14 protein-coding genes are annotated in these 20,754 nt (G+C 69.0%); 6 read left to right on the top strand and 8 right to left on the bottom strand.

The features are described from left to right. Nucleotides 1-19: 19 nt before the first annotated feature. The 7 genes from OHQ87_RS09005 to OHQ87_RS08975 all read right to left on the bottom strand — a co-directional run bounded on the left by OHQ87_RS09005 (nt 20) and on the right by OHQ87_RS08975 (nt 9,414). Nucleotides 20-1,075 (bottom strand): arabinan endo-1,5-alpha-L-arabinosidase, encoded by a 1,056-nt coding sequence (locus tag OHQ87_RS09005; RefSeq protein ID WP_328346792.1) that lies wholly within the window; start codon nt 1,073-1,075, stop codon nt 20-22. A gap of 274 nt (nt 1,076-1,349) precedes the next feature. Further along, a complete protein-coding gene (locus OHQ87_RS09000; protein WP_328346791.1) occupies nt 1,350-2,990 on the bottom strand; it encodes a glycoside hydrolase family 27 protein in 1,641 nt (546 codons plus the stop codon). 21 nt (nt 2,991-3,011) lie between these two features. Beyond that, the gene (locus tag OHQ87_RS08995) at nt 3,012-4,403 is read right to left on the bottom strand and encodes a glycoside hydrolase family 43 protein (RefSeq protein ID WP_328346789.1); all 1,392 of its coding nucleotides are present in this window, start codon (nt 4,401-4,403) and stop codon (nt 3,012-3,014) included. 211 nt (nt 4,404-4,614) lie between these two features. Continuing rightward, nucleotides 4,615-6,144 carry an arabinosylfuranosidase ArfA gene (gene arfA / locus OHQ87_RS08990; RefSeq protein WP_328346787.1) on the bottom strand — a complete coding sequence of 510 codons (1,530 nt, stop codon included), beginning with the start codon at nt 6,142-6,144 and terminating at the stop codon, nt 4,615-4,617. 23 nt (nt 6,145-6,167) lie between these two features. After that, on the bottom strand, nt 6,168-7,028 hold the full coding sequence (locus tag OHQ87_RS08985; protein ID WP_328346785.1) for a carbohydrate ABC transporter permease: 861 nt from the start codon (nt 7,026-7,028) through the stop codon (nt 6,168-6,170). Beyond that, entirely contained in the window at nt 7,025-7,954 is a 930-nt protein-coding gene (locus tag OHQ87_RS08980) for a carbohydrate ABC transporter permease (protein ID WP_328346783.1), read from the bottom strand. Before OHQ87_RS08980 ends, OHQ87_RS08985 begins: the two co-directional genes overlap by 4 nt. Nucleotides 7,955-8,052: 98 nt before the next feature. Further along, a complete protein-coding gene (locus OHQ87_RS08975; protein ID WP_328346781.1) occupies nt 8,053-9,414 on the bottom strand; it encodes an ABC transporter substrate-binding protein in 1,362 nt (453 codons plus the stop codon). A gap of 297 nt (nt 9,415-9,711) precedes the next feature. On the opposite strand from OHQ87_RS08975, the gene OHQ87_RS08970 reads away from it, so the two are divergent. After that, nucleotides 9,712-10,734, top strand: a complete 1,023-nt coding sequence (locus OHQ87_RS08970) for a LacI family DNA-binding transcriptional regulator (RefSeq protein WP_328346779.1) — start codon at nt 9,712-9,714, stop codon at nt 10,732-10,734. On the opposite strand, the gene OHQ87_RS08965 is transcribed toward OHQ87_RS08970, so the two are convergent. Then, complete coding sequence (locus OHQ87_RS08965) at nt 10,717-12,966, bottom strand: alpha-galactosidase (protein ID WP_328346777.1); 2,250 nt, start codon at nt 12,964-12,966, stop codon at nt 10,717-10,719. The genes OHQ87_RS08970 and OHQ87_RS08965 overlap by 18 nt on opposite strands. Nucleotides 12,967-13,098: 132 nt before the next feature. On the opposite strand from OHQ87_RS08965, the gene OHQ87_RS08960 reads away from it, so the two are divergent. From OHQ87_RS08960 to OHQ87_RS08940, 5 genes are all read left to right on the top strand, one after another. Then, complete coding sequence (locus OHQ87_RS08960; protein ID WP_328346776.1) at nt 13,099-14,205, top strand: ROK family transcriptional regulator; 1,107 nt, start codon at nt 13,099-13,101, stop codon at nt 14,203-14,205. Nucleotides 14,206-14,666: 461 nt separating this feature from the next. Beyond that, complete coding sequence (locus OHQ87_RS08955) at nt 14,667-16,058, top strand: glycosyl hydrolase (protein ID WP_328346774.1); 1,392 nt, start codon at nt 14,667-14,669, stop codon at nt 16,056-16,058. Between the two features lie 47 nt (nt 16,059-16,105). Next, nucleotides 16,106-17,587, top strand: a complete 1,482-nt coding sequence (locus OHQ87_RS08950) for a lectin (RefSeq protein ID WP_328346773.1) — start codon at nt 16,106-16,108, stop codon at nt 17,585-17,587. A 210-nt stretch (nt 17,588-17,797) separates the two neighbouring features. Continuing rightward, entirely contained in the window at nt 17,798-19,132 is a 1,335-nt protein-coding gene (locus OHQ87_RS08945) for a poly(ethylene terephthalate) hydrolase family protein (protein WP_442930811.1), read from the top strand. A gap of 67 nt (nt 19,133-19,199) precedes the next feature. Beyond that, the gene (locus OHQ87_RS08940) at nt 19,200-20,651 is read left to right on the top strand and encodes a ricin-type beta-trefoil lectin domain protein (RefSeq protein ID WP_328346772.1); all 1,452 of its coding nucleotides are present in this window, start codon (nt 19,200-19,202) and stop codon (nt 20,649-20,651) included. Nucleotides 20,652-20,754 lie beyond the last annotated feature (103 nt).

Genomic DNA, 20,754 nt, shown 5'->3' with positions numbered 1-20,754 from the left:
CATCGGATCCCCTTCCCGGTCAGTAGACGAACGGCCAGCCGGCGTTGTCGTAGCCGAGCAGGTTGATGCCCAGCAACGACGCGCCGTTGTCGGCGTAGTAGTGGTAGACGAGCACCTCGGCGTCGGTGTCGGTGAACACCGCCTGATGCCCCGGTCCGTGGATGTTGCCGTGCCCGGCGAGCACCTGGGTGCCACCGCCGGCGGTCATCGCCACACCGTTGCGGTCGAGGTACGGCCCGGTGACCGAGGTGGACCGGCCCACCATGACCCGGTAGGTGCTCGCCGCGCCCTGGCAGCACCTGTCGAACGACACCCACAGGTAGTAGTAGCTGCCGTGCCGCACGATCACCGGGGCTTCGATCGCGCCTCCGTTGCGGCCCGCGATGCTGCGCACCGTCGTGTCGGAGCGCTTCCCGGTGGCCGGATTCAGCGCCACCATCTTGATGCCGGACCAGAACGACCCGAAGCTGAGCCACCACCTGCCGGAGGCGTCGACCACCAGGTTCGGATCGATCGCGTTGAAGTTGTCCGACGTCCGGGACTCGATCACCAGACCCTGGTTGGTCCAACTGCCGGAGGCACCGGTGGTGCTCGTGGCCAGGAAGATCGCCGACCGGTTCGACCCGAACGTCGAGGCCGAGTAGTACAGCCAGTACCGACCATCACGGTAGGACAGGTCCGGCGCCCACAGGTTGCTGCTGCCACCGGTGTACGTGGTGGTCCACGGCGCACCGTTGGGGAACACCGCACCTGCGTTACGGAACGCGGTCCGGTCACTGGAGGTCTTGAGGGCGATGTTGGCACCGGTGTGCGCCAACAGGTAACCACCACCCGGACGGACCACGATCGTCGGATCGTGCACCCCGACGTCCCCGGTGACCCGGCCCGGCCCCGGGTACGACCCAGGCGGTGTCGTGGGGGTCGCCGCCGCCCGGGGCGCGACGGTCGGCGCGGCGGCGGACGAGGACTGCGTTGCCGCGGCCCCTCCGGCGGCCAGAACGGCGACGGACAGGGACAGCACCGCCAGGCGGCGGAGGATGGGCGTTCTCCGTACGGGTGAAACTGAAGGTGTCACGACTACTCCTGGGGACGGGGCGCCGGGCAGCCCGATGGCCTGCGGGAACGGCGCGATGGGTGGTACGTCGTTCGGTGGCTTGCGGTGGATCAGCGCGCATCGGTGGTCGGGTGCGGATGGATGTCGGAGACGGGGTCAGGGGGCCATGGATGCCCGGAGTTTCACGAGCGGGATGCTCGGTCGGCGTCGGCCCACCGGTCGGCACGGTGGACACCGGTCCGACGGCTCCCCCGCTGCGTCGTTCGTTCCGCGCGGGGCGGCCCGTCCCTGCCCGTCAGACGCGCGTCCATCGTTGGTGGGACGCGCCGGAGCAGGTCCACAGGACCAACGGGCTGTTGTTGGCAGTACCCGCTTGATTGACGTCGATACATTTCCCTGATTGCCCTCCTCGGATGGTGCCGTCAGATTGGCTCGTCCACTGCTGGTTGGTGCCCGTACCGCAGGTCCAGAGGATGACCCTGGTGCCGTTCGCGGTGCCGTTGCTCTCGGCGTCGAGGCACTTCCCGCCAATGCGGAGTTGGCCCGAAGCCGCGGTGACGACCTGGGTGATGCCGCCGTTGCAATCCCAGAGGACCGCCTGGACGCCGTCGGTCGGCGCGCCGCCGAGCACGTCCAGGCAGCGACCGGAGCCCACGCCGCGCAGGCCGAAGGAGGTGGTGGGCGTCGACGAGCCGGTCCGGACCCGGTACATGACCACGCCGTTCGGCGGGACGGTCGCGCTGATCGCCGCGGCGGTGTTCCGCGACGCCCTGGTCCAGACGTCGGCCAGGGTGTAGCTGCCGGCCGCCGGCATGCCGATCTCGGCGGCGGTGGTGGACACCGTCGCGGTGCTGCCCGAGCGGTTCAGCAGGGCGACCGCGCCGGAGCCGTCGGCGAGGGTCTTGGCCCACACCTCGGTCTCGCCGAGGTCGCGCACCCGCCGGGCCTGCCGGCCCGCGCTGTCCTGGTTGACCGCCAGCACGTCGGGGTTGGTCAGCACGTCACGGACGTCGGCGGGCATCGCGGTGATGTCGTTGCCGGCGATCAGCGGCGCGGCCATCATGGCCCACATGCTGAAGTGCGCGCGGTTCTGCGTCGGGGTGAACGTCCCGCGGACACCGACCTCGAGCATGTCGGGGTCGTTCCAGTGCCCCGGGCCGGCCCACGCGGCCAGGGGCGCCTGGACGTCGAGGATCTCGGTGACGCCCATGAAGCAGTCGGCCCGGCAGCCGGTGCTCCACCGGTCGGTGATGTCCTCGGTGGTACGCCACATGTCCGCCACGTTGCTCCAGTCGTAGGACGGACCGGTGTTGGAGTGCGCGCTGTTGGAGTTGATCGAGTAGACGATCGGCCGGCCTGTGGCACGCAGCGCGTCGCGCATCTTCGTGAAGCCCGCGATCTGGTCGTTCAGGCTGCCCCACGGCGAGCACCAGTCGTACTTCAGGAAGTCGACCCCCCAGGACGCGAACGTGGTGGCGTCCTGCTGCTCGTGATTCAGCGCGCCGGTGGCCCCGCCGAGGGCGTTGAAGTACTGGGCGCAGGTCTCCTCACGAGGTGCCTGGTAGATGCCGAACTTGAGCCCCTTCGAGTGGATGTAGTCGCCGAGCGCCTTCATGCCGGACGGGAATCGCACCGGGTCGGAGCGCAGGTTGCCGGCGGCGTCCCGGGTGGTGGCCTGCCAGCAGTCGTCGACCACCACGTACTGATAGCCGGCCGCGCGCATACCGGAGTTGACCATGGCGTCCGCAGCGCCGCGGATCTTGGCTTCGTTGATGTTGCAGCCGAAGGTGTTCCAACTGTTCCAGCCCAGGGGCGGCCGGACGGCCGGGCTGCCGGGCGCCGCCGAGGCGGGCGACGCGGGGGTGAGCGCGGTACCCGCCGCGACGGTGGCGCTGGCGGCGAGGACGGCCAGCAGTGTTCGTATCCGAGATCGCACAGTTACCTCTGCCTTCGGGGATCAGGAGACACGGAAGGTGGCGTCCTGGCGGTCACCGGTGCTCGAACTCGCACTGAGGGGGTCGATGCGCAGCACGTAGTTGGAGTGGCGCAGGTAGCGGTCCGGGAAGTTGTAGGACCGGAACGACGACCAGGCGGAGTCGGCCAGGCCGGGGACCCGCCGGAAGGTCGCGTCTGCGCGGAACGTCGCGGTGCCGTCGTTGGCCGCCAGCCGGATCGCGTAGTCGCTGTGCCTCAGGTAGCGCCCGGGAGAATTGACCGACTCGAACGATACGCCGGTGGAGTCGGCCAGGCCGGCGACCATACGCCACAGCTGGTCCTGGTGCGGGTCGAACGGGTAGGCGTCGATCCGGCCCACGTCGCCGGCGTGCCGCACGTAGTAGTCGGGGAGGTTGTACGACTTCAGCCGGACCCAGGACGGCAGGCCCCAGCGGGACACCAGCCCGTCGTACTCGGCCGAGGTGACACCGACGATCGAGCCGTGCTTGGCGCTCAGCGGTGGCGTGTAGTCGCGCTGGTTGAGCAGCGTCCAGGAGTTGCCCGCCACGTTCGAGGTGGACCAGCCGTAGTAGTCGTTGTTGACCGGGCTGAACGAGTCGCCCCACAACCGCCAGCCGCTGCCGGTGTTGTTCTTGATCAGCAGGGGCGCCTCCATCGCATTGCCCTGCCGCAGGCCGCTGGTGTAGTTGGTGTAGCTGTTCGGCGCGCCGGTCGACGACCGGGCACCGTAGATCAGGCCGTTGGACATGTTCTTGTAGTACATGTAGAAGGTCGATCCGTCGGCCACGATGTCGGCGTCCAGCACCGGGTAGCCGGGGCTGAAGTAGACCTGGTTGGCGCTCACCGTCCGGAAGTCCGAGGTGTAGTTGACCATGAAGACGTCGGCACCGTTGTTCGCGGAGTAGACGATCGCGTACTGGCTGCGCGACGGCACCCAGAAGGCGGTCGGCGCCCAGGTGTGGGTGGCCAGGCCGTGCATCCGGATCCGGCGGTAGCCGGTGAAGCTGCGCAGGTCGACCGAGTCCCAGACGTGCAGGTACTGGTTGTTCTGGTTGAAGATGCGGCCCCGCAGGTCGGTGGCGAGCACGACGAAGGTGCCGTCCTGCTTGCGCAGGATGAACGGGTCACGCAGCCCGAGCGTGCCGGCGGTCGGGGTCGCCACCGGGTTGTTCTGGTTCAGTGGACGCCAGTTCAGGCCGTCGGCGCTGACCGCCAGGTGCAGCGCGTAGCTGTCGCCGCTCTCGTTCGGCGTCTCCTTGAAGTAGCCGAACACGTACGCGCTGTTGGCGGCCGAGGCGGCCGACGGCCCGACCAACGCGGCCGCGCCGCCGCCGACGGCGGTCAGCGTGCCCAACGTGGCGAGGCGGGTGAAATCTCTCCGGGACAGGGACACAGCGGTCTACCTCTCTGGTGATTCGGTGGTGGCCGGTTCGGGCGGGGATCTCCGGGTTCGACGGTGCCGGAGCACCGCGTCGGCGAACACATTTCGAGAATGTTGAGTTCAGGTTTCCCATCAGTGTTAGCGCTAACATAGACCTACATCGATATTTTGTCTACACCTCCCCTGTGCAGTATCTGAAGAGGCTCGAGCTAGTGCGTTAGCGCTAACATTCTGGATCCGACACGCAGAGCCGAACGGCGGTCCACGAGACGGGCGGCAGGGCCGCGCGCAGCACCCCGTCGGTCACCTCGACGTCGTCCGCCGGCCGGGCGACCACCCGGTCCGGGCAGTCCGCCGTGTTCACCGCCAGGAGGTCGTCGTCGGCGACTGTCCACGATTCCGCCACCCGCAGGTCGACGCCGAAGCCCGTCACCGCAACGGTCAGCGTCGCCGCCTGCGACTGGTGCCGGTTGACCACGAAGACGGTCACGTCACCGGTGTCCGCGTCGTGGGTGGCGACCGCGTCGAGTGCCGGCACCGCGCCGTACCGCGCGGTCTCGTACGTCGGGCAGCGTGGCTCCACCCGCAGCACCTCACCCCGGGCCAGGCGCGAGGTGATGGCGAAGGGGTGGAAGATGGTCTGCCGCCAGGCCGCTCCGCCGGGTTCGGTGCGGATGGGTGCGATGACGTTGACGAGTTGGGCCTGACAGGCGACGGTGACCCGGTCGCTGTGCCGCAGTAACGAGATCAGCAGGCTCCCGACCACCACGGCGTCCGCGACGCTGTAGCAGTCCTCGATGACGCGCGGCGCCACCGGCCACTCGGTGGACCCGGTGTCCAGCCGTTCCTGGAAACCGCGCAGGTACCAGACGTTCCACTCGTCGAAGGAGATGTTCAGTCGCTTGGTGCTCTTGAGCCGGGCGCCGACACTGTCCGCGGTGGCGACCACGCTGCCCACGAAGTGGTCCATGTCCACCGCGGAGGCCAGGAAGCTGGCCATGTCGCCGTCGACCGGCTCGTAGTAGGCGTGCGCCGAGATGTAGTCCACCGCGTCGTACGCCGTCTCCAGCACCTCCGCCTCCCAGGCGACGAAGGTCGGCATCGACGAGCTGGAACTACCGCAGACGACCAGCTCCAGCTCCGGTTCGGCGGAGCGCAGCGCGCGGGCAGTCTGCGCGGCCAGCCGGCCGTACTCCTGGGCGGTCTTGTGTCCCGTCTGCCAGGGTCCGTCCAGCTCGTTGCCGAGACAGAACATCCGCACCCCGTACGGCTTCTCCACGCCGTTGGCCCGACGCCGCTCGGCCAGGCGGGTACGGTCGGGATGGTTGAGGTACTCATGGACATCGAGCGCCTCCTGCACCCCACGGGTGCCCAGGTTGAGCGCGTACATCACCTCGACGCCGGCCTTGCCCGCCCAGCGCATGAACTCGTCGATCCCGACCTCGTTGGTCTCCAGGCTGCGCCAGGCCAGGTCACGGCGGACCGGCCGATCCGCGACCGGGCCGATGCCGTCCTCCCACCGGTACCCGGAGACGAAGTTGCCACCGGGATAGCGCACCAGGGACACCCCGAGCTCGCGCACCAGGGCCAGGACGTCCCCACGGAAGCCGTCAGCGTCCGCGCTCGGATGCCCCGGCTCGTAGATGCCGGTGTAGACACACCGACCCATGTGCTCGACGAACGAGCCGAAGGTACGCCGGGACACCGGCGCGACGGTGAAGGACGGATCAAGGCTGAACGAGGCGGCAAACACGGATCTCCCCATCCTAGAACGCGTTACTTGAGGCTGCCGACGGCCAGCCCGCCCTGCCAGTACCGCTGCAGGGTGAGGAAGGCGATCACCAGCGGAATAATCGACACCAGCGAACCGACAATGATCAGATTCCACAGCGACTGGCCACCGCCGTTGTTGGAGCTGGCCAGTTGCGACCACAGCCCGATCCCCACGGTCAGCGGATAGAGCTTGGAGCTGGACAGCATGGTCAGCGGCAGGAAGTAGTTGTTCCAGGTGCCGACCACCGACAGCAGCAGCACGGTGACGACGCCGGGCCGCATCAGCGGCAGCGACACCCGCAGGAACGTGCGCAGTTCGCCGGCGCCGTCGATGCGCGCGGCGTCCAGCAGTTCGTCCGGCACCGAGACGGCCGCGTACACCCGCATCAGGTAGACGGCGAACGGGCTGAGCAGGGACGGCAGGATCACCGCCCAGATCGTGTCGGTGAGCCCGACGTTGCTCATCATGACGAAGGTCGGGATGACCAGCGCGGTGAGCGGGACCATGACCGAGCCCAGGACGAGCGCGAAGACGACGCTCCGCCCACGGAAGTCGAACTTGGCGAAGCCGTAGCCGGCCAGCACCGACACGATCGTGCAGCCGACGCCACCGGCGAACGCGTACCGCACGGAGTTGCCGAGCCAGCGCAGATACTCGCCGTTCTTGTGGGTGAACAGGTCGCCCAGGTTGTCGAACAGGTGGAAGCCGGAGAACCACAGGGCGCCGGAGCCGGCGAACAGGCCCGGGGCGTCCTTGGTGCTGGCCACCACGAGCCACCAGACGGGCACGAGAAAATAGCACACCATCGCCAGCAGCAGCAGTTTCGCCCAGACGTGGCGGGGCCGACGCCGCACGTCGCTCACGTGAAGATGCTCCCCTTCTTGCGCGTAACGATCATGAAGATGGCGACCGCCACGAAGACCACGAAGCCCAGCGCGAACGAGATCGCCGAGGCGTAGTTGAACTGCGCGTAGCGGAAGGCCAGGTTGAACGCGTAGATGTTCGGGGTGAAGTCCGGGGTGACGGTGCCGTTCGCGATCGGGCCGAGGATCTGCGGCTCGGTGAAGAACTGGAGGGTGCCGATCAGTGAGAAGATCAGGATGAGGGTCAACGCCGAGGTCACCATCGGCACCTTGATCCGCAACGCGATCTGGCGGGCGTTCGCGCCGTCCATCCGAGCCGCCTCGTAGACCGAGGAGTCGATACTCTGCAGCGCCGCATAGATGATGATCATGTAATAGCCGGCCCACTGCCAGGTGACGACGTTGAGCAGGCCGTAGAAGATGTTGCCCTGGCTGAGCAGGAACGGCGCCCGCACATCGAACACCGAGGCGAGCTGCTCGATCGGCCCGAAGCTGGGACTGTAGAGGAAGCCCCACATCAGCGCGCCGAGGACCGCGGGGATCGCGTACGGCAGAAAGATGACCAGACGCGAGAAGCGCGCCAGCCGGCCGGTCACCTCGTCCAGCACCAGGGCCGCCACCAACGCCACGATCATCTGCAGCGGGATGACGACGAGGCTGAACCGGAGGACGAACCACAGACCCTTGCGGAACGACGGGTCGCCGAAGGCCCGGGTGTAGTTGTCGAGGCCGGCGAACGTGGTGCCCGTCGCCAGCCCTTTGGTATAGAGGCTGAGGTAGCCCGCGTAGGCCAACGGACCGATCAGGAAGACCACGAACACGATCAGGAACGGGAGGATGAACAGCCAGCCCAGGGCACCACGTCGGGCGGACCGGCGGCGAGCCGGTGCCGTGCCGGGCGGATCGGACGCGACGGCGCGCGGCATGCTCGGTCTGGTATCGACGGTGGCGGCCACGGAGCGTCTCCCTTCGTTCCGAGAGGGGACCGGGTGGTCGGCGGTGCGCGGCGTCCACCCGGAGCGGATCAACGTACGGTGAAGCCCTGGGTCTTGGCGTACTTGACGATCTCGTCGTGCAGATCGGTGGCAGCCTGCGCACCGGTCGTCTGACCCGCGTTGAGCTTCACGATCTGGGCCTGGAGCTGGGCGTAGTAGTAGACGGTGAACGGGCTGTAGACGGCGCCCCGGTAGGCGTTCGCCGCCGGGATGTAGACGTCCCGATTGGCGGTCTGGCCGTTGAAGAACTCGCTCCTGGCGTCGACGAACTCCGTGGAGGTCAGCACGCCGGTGTTGAGCGGGAAGATGGTCTGCGACTTCCAGCCGTCGGTCAGTGACGGCTCGTCGGCGTACAGGCCCATCGCGACCTTGGCCGCGGCCGCCTTGTCACTCGCCTGGCTGGTCACCGCGAAGGTGGAGCCGCCCCAGTTCACCTCGACCGGGTTGGCCGGGTCCCACTGCGGCAACGGTGCCACGGCCCAGGTGCCCTTCTCCGTGCCGCCACCGACGCCTGCGCCGGTGAGGTAGCCGGGTGCCCAGGCAGCCGAGACATAGGTGGCGTACTTGCCGCCGACCATGCCGGAGATGTAGTCCGTGGTGAACTGGTCCTCCTTGCCGACCAGGCCGTTCTTGGCCAGGTCACCCCAGAAGGTGAGGACGTCCTTGGTGGCCTGGTCGTCCAGTTTGATGGTGATGTTCTGCTTGTCGGACAGGTCGTAGCCGAACGGCTGGGCGCCCTTCTGCATCATCAGCGCGGTGGTCACGGCCGGCACGTTGCTGCCGAAGTCGCCGAAGACCGGGCCGCCGGCCGCCTTCACCCTGGCCGCCGCCGCGGCGTACTCGGGCCAGGTTTTCGGTGGGGCCGTGATGCCGTACTTCCGGAACACGTCAGTGCGGTAGATCAGGGCCATCGGACCGCCGTCGACCGGGATGGCGTAGACGGCCGTGCCCTGCGAGACGTCCTTCCAGGCACCCTCGCTGAAGTTCCTCCTCACCGTATCGGCGCCGAACGGGGCGAGGTCGACCAGCGCGTCCTGGATCTCGAAGCCGACGAGCTGGTCAGATTCGAGCATGACGACGTCGGGAGCGCCCTTCTTCGCCGAGATCGCGGTCTGGAACTTCTCGTACTGCGGCTGGCCCTGGCCGGCGTTGGTCCAGCAGACCTGCACGTCGGCGTGGGCGTTGTTGAAGTTGTCGACGACCTTGGCCATGTTCGGGTACCAGGCCCAGACCGAGACACGGGTCGCATCCTCGTGAACGATCTTGTTGGTGCAGTTGGTGGGCTTCGCGCGGGACGCGCCAGCACCGTCGTCACCGCCACTACAGGCGGACAGGCCGAGAACGACCGCCACGGCGGTGACGAACGCGGGCAGATTCTTGCTGGTACGCATTGCTGCGAGCCTCCTGAGGGGACTTCGATCACCGAACCGCGCGCTGGCCACCGCGTTCCTGGGCAGGACGACATGGCCGTACGCGGGGCACGGCTCGAAGGCTGTGGCGAGGTGCTGTTCGGGGGGTTCGTTGGCAGAAGCGAGGTAACAACGCATCGATGAGCATGTGTCATGTAGGTTACATTGCAGCGCTGCAAAGGACTATGCACCGGGGCCCTGGCTCTGGCAAGAGGCGACCTGAGGAAAATACGATCGTCACTGCGGGAGACCCATCACCCGCCCGGCGGGGAGGCGCCCATGGGGGAAAGCACACTACGGGACGTCGCGGAACTGGCCGGCGTCTCGCCCCGCACCGTGTCCAACGTGGTCAACGGGTATGCCCGGGTCACCGACGCCACGCGGAGCAAGGTCGAGCACGCCATCGCCGTGCTCGGCTACCGCCCGAACGTCCTCGCCCGCAACCTGGCCACCGGCCGGTCCGGGCAGATCGTCGTCGTGGTGCCGTACCTCGACACCCCGTACTTCGCGGAACTACTCCAAACGATCATCCCCACCGCCCGCAAGGCCGGCTACAACGTGCTGGTGGACCAGACTGACGGCGACCGCGACCACGAAGTCGAACTGATCGGACGCGGGCCACGGCGCTTCCTGTTCGACGGCATGATCATCAGCCCGCTGGGCCTGTCCCAGGAGGATCTCTCGCTCCGCGATCCGACCCTGCCCCTGGTGGTCCTCGGCGAACGCCCTTCCGACGGCACCTTCGACCACGTCGGCATCGACGACGTCGCCGCCGCCACCGAGGCCGTCCGCCACCTCATCAGCATCGGGCGGCGTCGGATCGCGGCGATCGGCGACCAGCCCTACCCCACCGGGGAGGCGGCGCAGCTACGCACCAGGGGCTTCCGGGCCGCCCACACCGCCGCCGGCCTACCGGTCGACGAGTCACTGATCATCAGCACCACGCGCTTCAACCGGGCCGACGGCGCCACCGCCATGGCCGCCCTGTTGGACCGGCCGGACCCGCCGGACGCGGTGTTCTGCTACAGCGACCTGGTCGCCTCGGGCGCCATCCACACCGCACTCCAGCGCAGGCTGCGCGTTCCCGAGGACATCGCCGTGATCGGCTACGACGACATCGAGGACGGACGGTACGGTCGACCCACCATCAGCACCATCTCGCCCGACAAGAAGGCCATCGCCCAACTCGCCGTCGAACGGCTCATCATGCGGATCGGCAGCACCGAGCCGGTGCTCGGAGTGGAACTCCGCGCCGCCCACCGACTCATACCCCGAGAAAGCACGCTACGGGACGTCCCGTGACCGGATGACGGCGTTGCCGGGAGCCGAACCGGCGGTGGTCCGCAGCACGATCAGGTCGCTGCGGTGGTCGGCGCCGATGGGTTCCCAGGCGGTGGGGCGGATGCCGACGGCCATCAGGGTCCTGCCCTGCCAGCGCGACCCGGCGGCCAGCCGTCCGGGTACGCCGTCGGTGTCGCCCCCGGCGACCACCTCGTAGCACGCGTCCGGATCCAGGGCGGTCAGCCGCAACCACCGGCGACCGCTCTTGGCGTTTCCGTACGGGTGGTAGACGAGCACCACGACCTGGTCGTCGCGCACGTACTGCAGGGCCGACCGCTCGACGCCGGGCCGTCCACCGAGCCGGTACTGCCGGCCGTGTTGGATGGTGCGGCGCACCTCCTTGTACTGTGCGATCAGTGCGCGGGCCTCGTCCAGCTCGGCGGCGGACCAGCGGGCCAGGTCCACCCCGATGCCGAGCACTCCGGCCATGGCGACGTGGAAGCGGTAGCGCAACGGCGTGGACCGGCCGACGTTCGCGTTCGGCGAGTCGGTGACCCACGCGGACACGACGTTGGCCGGGTAGAGCTGGCAGACGCCGTGCTGCGCGGTCTGCCGGTCGATCGGGTCGGTGTTGTCCGACGGCCAGGCCTGGTCGATGTGGTGCAGGATGCCGAGGTCGAGCCGGCCGCCCCCACCGGCGCACGACTCGATCCGCAATGCCGGATGGCGGGCGCGCAGCTGGGCCATGACCTGGTAGACGTGCCGGGTGTGGTCGATCCAGACACGATCCTGGCCCGCGCGCTGGCCGGGCCAGCCCGCCTGGGTGAACGGCCGGTTCATGTCCCACTTGAGGTAGTCCAGGCGCAGGTCGGTGACGAGCCGGTCGAGCCACCCCAGGGCCCAGTCGCGTACGTCGGTACGGGCGAAGTTGAGCACGAGCTGGTGACGTTTGCGGTCGCGGCGACGGTTGTCCAGGTGCAGCGTCCAGTCGGGATGCGCCCGGTAGAGGTCGCTGTCCGGGCTGACGCCTTCCGGTTCCACCCACAGGCCGGCTTTCATGCCCAGCGCGCGGACGCCGTCGAACAGGCCCTGCAACCCGTCGGGGAACCGTTCCCGGTGCGGCCACCAGTCACCCAGCGAGCTGTGCTCGTCGTCGCGCCGGCCGAACCAGCCGTCGTCGACGACGAACAGCTCGACCCCGAGCGTGGCCGCCCGCCGGGCCAGCGAGAGCTGTTCCGGTTCGGTGACCGCGAAGCCGGTCGCCTCCCAGGAGTTGTAGAGCACTGGGCGGTCCTCGTCGCCGGCGGGCAGGATGTGCCGGCGGATATGGTCGTGCCAGCCACGGCTGGTGCCGCCGAACCCGTGGGCGCTGTAGAGGCCGAGGACCGCAGGGGTGACGAGCTCGGCCCCGGCCGGCAGCGGCCACCGCAATCCGTCGTGACCGAATCCCGCTGTCACCGCGGTCCCGCCCTCCGGCCGGCGGGTGGTGGTCATCCGCCAACTGCCGCTCCAGGCCAGGGCGACACTCCACACCTCACCGTGTTCCTCGCTGGCGTCCCCGGCGTCGATCATGATCCAGGGATTGGCGTGGTGGCCGGTGATGCCCTGCCGGCTGGTGAAGATCAGCTCGCCCACCGGTAGCCGGCCATGCTGGAGTTGACTCTCCTCCGCCCAGGCCCCGAACGCCGCCCGGTACCGGTAGTCCTCGGCGTCGGGGATGAACCAGCTGCCGGAGTCCAGGCGGCTGACCTCCACGGCCGCGTCGCCACCGGGCCGGTGCCGTACGGTCGCCCACCGGGCGATGGCGTTCGAGTCGGCGTACGGGCGGGCGTGCAGCACCACGTCGATCGGGAAGGTACGGTCTTCCAGCGCGATGTCGAGCTGGTCCACCCCGTCCCCGGAGGCCGCGCTGACGCCGACGAGCCGCAGCTCCAGCGACCGCACCTGGTCCACCGCGATCTGGAGGGCCGGTAGGCCCCAGCGGAGGCCGCCGTCGACCGGCAGCAGTTCCTCGACCTCGACCGGGCGGGAGAAGCTGGTCACGTGCCGGCCAGCGCCCGAGGGACTACCGGGCCCGGCCGACATGGCGGCGGCTTCCCGGGCAGCCCCCGGCGGTAGGATCGGTCCCCAGTACTTCTGCAGCACCAGCGCCTCGCCGGTCGCGTGGTCGATCTCGATGCCGATGACGTAGGTGGAGTCGCGGGTGTTGAGTGCCCACAACCGGCCGTCCTGATCGAGGGACACCAGCGACACTACGTCCTCCGTGCACTAAATCCGGCACTGCACCCGGCGACCGAGGGGTCAGGCCGCGTTCATTCCTTGACATCATCAACAAATTTGTCCAAGATGTCCAGTGTGCTATCCGATGCGCATCTGACCGAGGGCATGCGATCGGTTTTCGTGGAGCTGCTCGTGCACGGGCCGCTGTCCCGGGCGGAGGCGGCACGCCGGTTGGACCTCTCGCCGTCGGCCGTGACGAAGCTGACCAAACCGTTGCTGGAGAACGGCTACCTGCTCCATCAGCCGCTCGGCGACCGCAGCACGATGGGTCGCCCCTCGCAGCCCCTGGCGGTCGATCCGGCCCGCGCGGCGTTGATCGGGGTCAAGCTGACCGAGGACGCGTTGTTCGCGGTCCGCACCGATCTTCGCGCCGAGATACAGCACGAGCTGCGTCGCCCCCTGATCAGTCACGCCGTCGACGACGTGGTGACCCGCATCGGCGACGCCGTGCGTGACCTGACCGGGTCGGGGCAGCCGGCCGCGGCCCTTGGAATAAGCCTGGCCGGCACGGCCTCCGGAGGAGACCCGGTCGTGCCCACCTCTCCGTTCCTGGGCTGGCGCAACGTGCCCCTGGGCGACCTCGTCGCGGCGGCCACGGGCCTGCCGGCGGTGGTGGAGAACGACGTACGGGCGCTGACCGCCGCCCAGCAGTGGTTCGGCGCCGGCGTGGGGCACAGCTCGTTCGCACTGGTCACGGTGGGTGCCGGCCTCGGTTGCGGCCTGGTGATCGGCGACCGCCTCGTCAGTGGCGCCGGCCGGGGAACCGGCCTGGTGGGCCACCTGCCGATCCACGACAACGGGCCGCTGTGCGAGATGGGGCACCGCGGCTGCGCCCGGGCGTACGCCAGCTCGGCGGCGATCCGACGGGCCGTCGCTGGCACCCTCGAGCGTCCGGGCCTGACCTTCGAGGCGTGCCTGGCGCTGGCGGGGGAAGGCCAGCCGGTGGCCCGGCGCATCTTCGAGGAGGCCGGCCGCGCCCTCGGGCAGGTGGTCGCCACGGTCGCCAACATCACCGGCGTGCAGCTGGTCATCCTGTCCGGCGAGGCGGTGGCGATGTACGACGTGTGCGCCGAGGCGTTCGACGCCGCGCTCACCGCGCACACCCACTGGACCTCGACGCCCGTCGAGGTGGTGGTCAAGCCCTTCACCTTCAGCGAATGGGCCCGCGGCGCCGCCGTCATCGCCCTCCAGCACCGCATCCTCGGCCGCTGACGACCACCTTCCGGGTACCCGGCCAGGAGGAGACCCGGCCGGAGTTTCTTGATGCAGTGAACCAACATCGCGCCATGACGCGGTGTTGCAGCGCCGCAATGCATCGAGATACTTGACATCGTGTATGAATTAAGCACATGATTCCGGCATGTTAACCACGGCCTCGTCGCCGCAGCCCGGCGCATGGAGCCGGGGCGCCGCGACGGCTCGTGGACGGCGCCCGCTGCACCGACATCCAGACCGCCCCGACCGCAGCGCTGGAGCCGTACCCGTTCAAGGCCTACCTCGGCAGGGTCGACGACAGGAACAACTCTCCCGGTAACTCGCATCGAGTTATCCACACCTGTCCGCACTGCTCCACGGGGCCGGGCCGCCGGGCACGTCCGGCTCCGTGGCTCACCACGTCACCACCCGCTGAGCCGGACGGGCCGGACGCCCCACGAAACCCGAGAGGAGAAGTCATGCGATGGAGGATCATGCTCGCCACGGCCATGGTGGCCGCGAGCGGGGGCGCGGCACTACTGGGGGCGGGCACCGCCTCGGCCGCAGTCGGCAGTCCGCTGGTCAGCGCAGCGTCGGGACGCTGCCTCGACGTGTCGGGCAACAGCCCCACGGCCGGCACCCCGGTCGCGATCTGGGACTGCAACGGGCAGCAGAACCAGGGCTGGGTCTCCACCAGCCAGGGCGAACTGCGCACCTTCAACGAGACCAGATGCCTGGACCTCGCCAGCGCCACGGCCGGCAGCCCGCTCACCATTCAGAACTGCACCGGCCAGACCAACCAGAAGTTCCGGTGGAACACCAACGGCAGCATCACGGCCACCCAGTCCGGCCTCTGCCTCGACGTCGAGGGCAACAACTCGGCCAACGGCACCCGGGTGGTGCTCTGGAGTTGCAACGGCCAGTCCAACCAACGCTGGAGCCAATCCGGGGGGCCGAGCACCCCACCGACCACCCCGCCGACCACCTGCACCGTCGCTCCGGTCGACCCGCAGGCCACCACCCAGGCTCGCAAACTGCTGTGCTACCTCTACAGCCAGTACGGCAACCACATCCTGTCCGGCCAGCGGGAGACCAACGGCAGCGAGGCCGAGTTCAACCACATCCTGACCAACACCGGTAAGCAGCCGGCCATCCGCGGCCTCGACATGTGTGACCGCCCCGGGGCCGTCGACCGGGCCCTCGCCTGGTGGAACGCCGGCGGCATTCCGTTGATCGGCTGGCATGTCGGCGCGCCGGCGACCAGCTCCTGCAACTACGGCGGCACCGCGTCCATCAACGCCACCCTCACGCCCGGCACCGCCGAGAACCGTTCCTATCTCGCCGAGCTGGACGCCGCGGCAGCCCAGTTGCAGCGCCTGCAGTCCAACGGCGTCGCTGTCCTGTGGGCGCCCTACCACGAGGCTGGCGGCACCTGGTTCTGGTGGAGCAAGGAGGGCGGCAGCCAGTACCAGCGGCTGTGGCGCTTCCAGTTCGACTACTTCACCCGGACCAAGGGCATCCACAACCTGGTCTGGCTGCACCCGTACAACGGCGAACCCAACTCCTCGTTCTACCCCGGCAAGCAGTACGTGGACATCGGCGGCGCCGACACCTACGCCAACGACCACGGCCCGTTGACGTCGCTGTTCAACCGCACCCGCGACATCGTCGGCGGCACCGTCCCGATCGCCCTGCACGAGAACGGCCCCATCCCGGATCCCGACCAGCTCCAGTCCACCGGCAGCCGATGGGTGCTGTTCAGCACCTGGAACGGCAGTTGGCTCACCGAGCGCAACGACGTCACGTTCCTACGGCGTGTCTACGGCCACAGCTATGTCGTCACCCGCGACGAAGTTCCCAATCTCCGGTGATCCCGTCCCCGTCGAACCCGACCCGTCCCTCACCCCGGAGGCCCTCCATGGCAATCACTGCCCATCCCACCCCGGTGGTGCGGCGTCGCCGCACCCGGTGGATGAGCCTGTTCCTCGCTGCGGTGACAGCCGGCAGCGTCAGTGTGTCCGCGCTCTGGCTGACCGCGGGCGGTGCCGCGGCCGCGTCGACCGGACGGCTGGTCAGCGCCGCGTCCGGACGCTGTCTCGACGTCGTCGGCAACGCCCCGACCACCGGCACCCGCGTGCAGATCTGGGACTGCAACAGCCAGGCCAACCAGACCTGGACCCTCACCGATGCCGGTGAGCTGCGCGTGTTCAACAACAGCATGTGCCTGGACGCCGAGGCTGGCCAGACCAGCCCGGGCACCGCAGCGATCGTCTGGTCCTGCACCGGGGCGGCCAACCAGCGGTGGCGGCTGAACTCCAACGGCAGCATCACCGGTGTGCAGTCCGGGCTGTGCCTGGACGTCTCCGGCGGCGCCACCGCCGCCGGCACCCTGGTCGCCCTCTGGAACTGCAACGGCCAGGCCAACCAGCGCTGGTCGCAGACCGGTGGCAACCCGACCACGCCACCGACCACCCCGCCGACCAACCCGGGTGGCTGCACCGCCGCCCCGGTCGACCCGAACGCCACCGCCGCCGCGCGCCGGCTGCTGTGCTACGTCTACAGCCAGTACGGCAACCACATCCTGTCCGGGCAGCAGGAGTCCACCTGGGTCAGCGGTCCGGACTACGAGATGAACATCATCCGCAACGCCTCCGGCAAGTACCCGGCGATCCGCGGCCAGGACATGGGTGACGCCCCCGACTTCGGTGCCCGTGGGCTGGCCTGGTGGAACGCCGGAGGCATCCCGATGGTCGGCTACCACATGGGCTCGCCCGCGCAGAACACCGACGGCTACAACGGCTCCCTGATGCGGGCGAACATCAACGCGGCACTGACCTCCGGCACCGCCGACAACGGCCGGCTCAACCAGCGGCTCACCGCCTGGGCCAACCAGTTGAAGGTCATTCAGAACGGTGGCGGCGCGGTCCTGTTCCGCCCCTGGCACGAGGCCAGCGGCACCTGGTTCTGGTGGAGCATGGAGGGGGCCGGCCAGTACAACCGGCTGTGGGTCTACACCTACAACTTCATGCGCGCCCAGGGGGTGCACAACCTGGTCTACCTGCACCCGTTCAACGGCTCCCCCAGCGCCGCCTGGTACCCCGGCAACCAGTACGTCGACATCGGCGGTGCCGACACGTACGCCGGTGACCACGGGCCGCTGACGTCGATGTTCAACGCCGCCCGCAGCGTGTACGGCGGCACGGTCCCGATCGCGTTGCACGAGAACGGCCGCATCCCCGACCCGGCGCAGTTGCAGTCCTCCGGTGCCCGGTGGGTGCTGTTCAACACCTGGCACACGAGCTTCATCAGCGACGGCAGCATCAACTCGCCGTCCTTCATCAACACCGTCTACAACAGCTCGTACGTGGTCACCCGCGACGAGGTCCCGAACCTGAGGTGAGCGCGGCCCTCCGGGCCATGACTGACCGGCATGGCCCGGAGGAGCCGTCGCCTCCTCGCCACCAATTCGCGCTGAGGACATCCCCGAGGGGCCGTCGGCCGAGGTGCGGAGCAGGATCCTACGAAAGGTGTGAACATCGTGAAGACAGACGCTCGCGATGGACTCGGCGGGGATCTCCGCCCGGTACCGGCCGGAGATCCCCGGTCCGGCATGCCGGGCGGTGCCGGGGCCGGTCGGCGGGAACGCGGTTCCCCGCCCCGGCGGGGCTGGCGCATCGTGGCGGGCGGGGCTGCGGCCCTGCTGGGCGTGGCGATGGCCGGGGCTGCGGTGGTGGACAGTTCCCCCTCGGCTGCCGCCGCGTCCTACCAGCGGGGGCCGGATCCCACGGTGCAGAGCGTCGCCGCCAACCGCGGAACGTTCGCCACGGCCGAGATCACCGTGCCGCGTGGCTACGGCTTCAACGGCGGGAAGATCTACTACCCGACCGACACCAGTCAGGGGACCTGGGGCGCGATCGCGGCGGTACCGGGCTACACCGCTTCCTGGGCTGCCGAGGGTGCCTGGATGGGACCCTGGTTGGCATCCTTCGGCTTCGTGGTGATCGGCATCGACACCAACAGCCCCACCGACTTCGACACCGCTCGGGGCACCCAGCTGCTGGCCGCGCTGGACTACCTCACCGGGCAGAGCCCGGTTCGAGACCGGGTCGACCCCAACCGGCTCGCCGTGCTCGGTCACTCCATGGGCGGTGGCGGCGCCATCAGCGCGGCCATACGGCGTCCCACCCTCAAGGCGGCCATCCCCCTGGCACCGGCCTCGTTCTCGCAGAACCTGTCCAGTGTCCGGGTACCCACGCTGATCATGGGTGCGCGGGACGACGGCACGGTCACCCCGTCCTCGATCAACAGCCTGTGGGCCACCAAACCGGCCACCACGAAGGGCGCCTACGTCGAGCTCTCCGGGGGCGGCCACGGATTCCCCACCTGGGGAAACTCCCAGGTGACCCGGCGGGAGATCCCCTGGCTGAAGATCTTCCTCGACAACGACAACCGCTACACGCAGTTCCTGTGCCCGGCACTCGCGGACTCCACGGGCGTCTCGCGGTACCTCAGCGAGTGCCCGTACGGATCCACCGGCCAGCCGTCGTCCCCGCCGGCCACGGGCGGTCCGGTGCGCGCGGTCGGGGCGGGCAGGTGCCTGGACGTGCCCAGCGCCTCCCAGACCAACGACACCCAACTGGCGATCTGGGACTGCAACGGCGGCACCAACCAACGTTGGACCCGCACCGCCGGCAAACAACTCACCGTCTACGGCAACAAATGCCTGGACGCCGCCGGTCAGGGCACCACCAACGGCACCCGGGTCATCATCTGGGACTGCACCGGCAGCGCCAACCAGCAATGGAACGTCAACGCCAACGGCACCATCACCGGCGTCCAGTCCGGTCTGTGCCTCGACGTCAGCGGCGGCTCCACCGCCAACGGCGCCCTGACCCAACTCTGGGCCTGCAACAACGGCAGCAACCAGCAGTGGCGCCTCGGATAGGCGGCACCCGGCAGCCGGGCCCGGCGCGACAGCTGGATCACCATCGGCAACTGACATGGAGGATGTCATGACTGTTCGTAGACGCCTGTGGCGTCTCGCCTCGATCGGCGCGGCCGTCACCGTGCTGCTGGGCTCACTGGGCGTCCACGTGGCCACCAGCGCACCGGCGCAGGCCGCCACCAGCCAGTTCCGCGGAGTCAACTGGGCGGACGCCAGGGACAACTTCCTCTACGACGAGAACGTCCCGATCGGGCTGTCCAAGTCGGACAGCTATGCGACCACCTACACGAAGGCCACCGCGATCCTCAGGGGATTCCAGGACCTCGGCTCGAACACGATCCGGTTCGGGATCAACCCGCAGACCACGTCGTCCCCGTGGTGGGGCAGCCTGACGGCGGCGTACGACGCAGCCAGCGCGATGGGCATGAACGTGATGATCGCCCCCTGGCCCCCGACCGGCGGCCGGATCAGCGACATGAACGCGTTCTACCGGATGTGGGACACGGTCATCACCAAGTACGGCAGCAACAGCCGGTTCTACTTCGACATCGTGAACGAGCCGTGGGGGTACAGCGCGACCGAGTTGACCGATCTCGCGGCAGCGTTCCTGCAGCGCTACTCGAACATCCCGCGCGGCCGGATCGTGGTGCCGGGGCTCTGGTCGGACATCGACCTGTGCGCCGTGGGCGCGGACTCCCGGCTGAACGGCACCCTGCTGTCGATCCACATGTACACCCTGGGTGGTGAGACCCACCCGACGGAGGCAGAGTGGATCAACAGCTTCAAGGCCCGCCTGTGCGGATACGCCGACCGCGCCATTCTCACCGAGTTCGGCGTGCCGATGAACACCGGCGTCAACTACAACGGACCCCGCGACGGCAACAACAACGTGTCGTACTTCTACGCGCTCACCGACACGGTGCGGGAGCTGGGCATGGGCTCGCTGGTCTGGACCGGCGTCAAGGAGGCCAACCAGACCCAGGGTCCCGGCCCCTGCTTCAACGCCTCCTGCGCCATCACGTCGCTGACCGGCAGCGGCACCAACCTGTCACTGACCGTCATCAACCAGTCCGGGCTCGACCGGCTCCAGCACGGCTGGCGACTCGACGGACCGACGACGCCGCCGACCGGCTCCGGTAACGTGCTGCGCGGCGTCGGCTCCCAGCGGTGCCTGGACGTGCCCGGGGCCAGCACCACCAACGGCACGCAACTGGCGATCTGGGACTGCACCGGCGGAAGCAACCAGCGTTGGGTCGCACTGCCCAACGGCGCCCTGCAGGTGTACGGCAACAAGTGCCTCGACGTCCCCGGTCACTCCACCACCGCAGGTGCCAAGGTGCAGATCTGGGACTGCAACGGCGGCACCAACCAGCAGTGGACCCTCAACGGTGACGGCACGGTCGTCGGCCGCGAGTCCGGGCTGTGCCTGGACGTGACCAGCGCGGGCACCGCGAACGGCACCATCGTGCAGACCTGGAACTGCACGGGCGGCAGCAACCAGAAGTGGACCCGGCAGTAACTCGCCGGCAACGCCGGGACCGGGTGCCGATTCGGCGCGGCACCCGGTCCCCGCCGTCGTACCCGCCGGTCGTGCCGCCAGGCGTCACCGACCCGGCGGCGCC

Source organism: Micromonospora sp. NBC_00421, assembly GCF_036017915.1.
Taxonomy (GTDB): Bacteria; Actinomycetota; Actinomycetes; order Mycobacteriales; family Micromonosporaceae; genus Micromonospora.
Note: the sequence above shows the minus strand (reverse complement) of the source record. Positions and strands in the feature narration are given on the sequence as shown.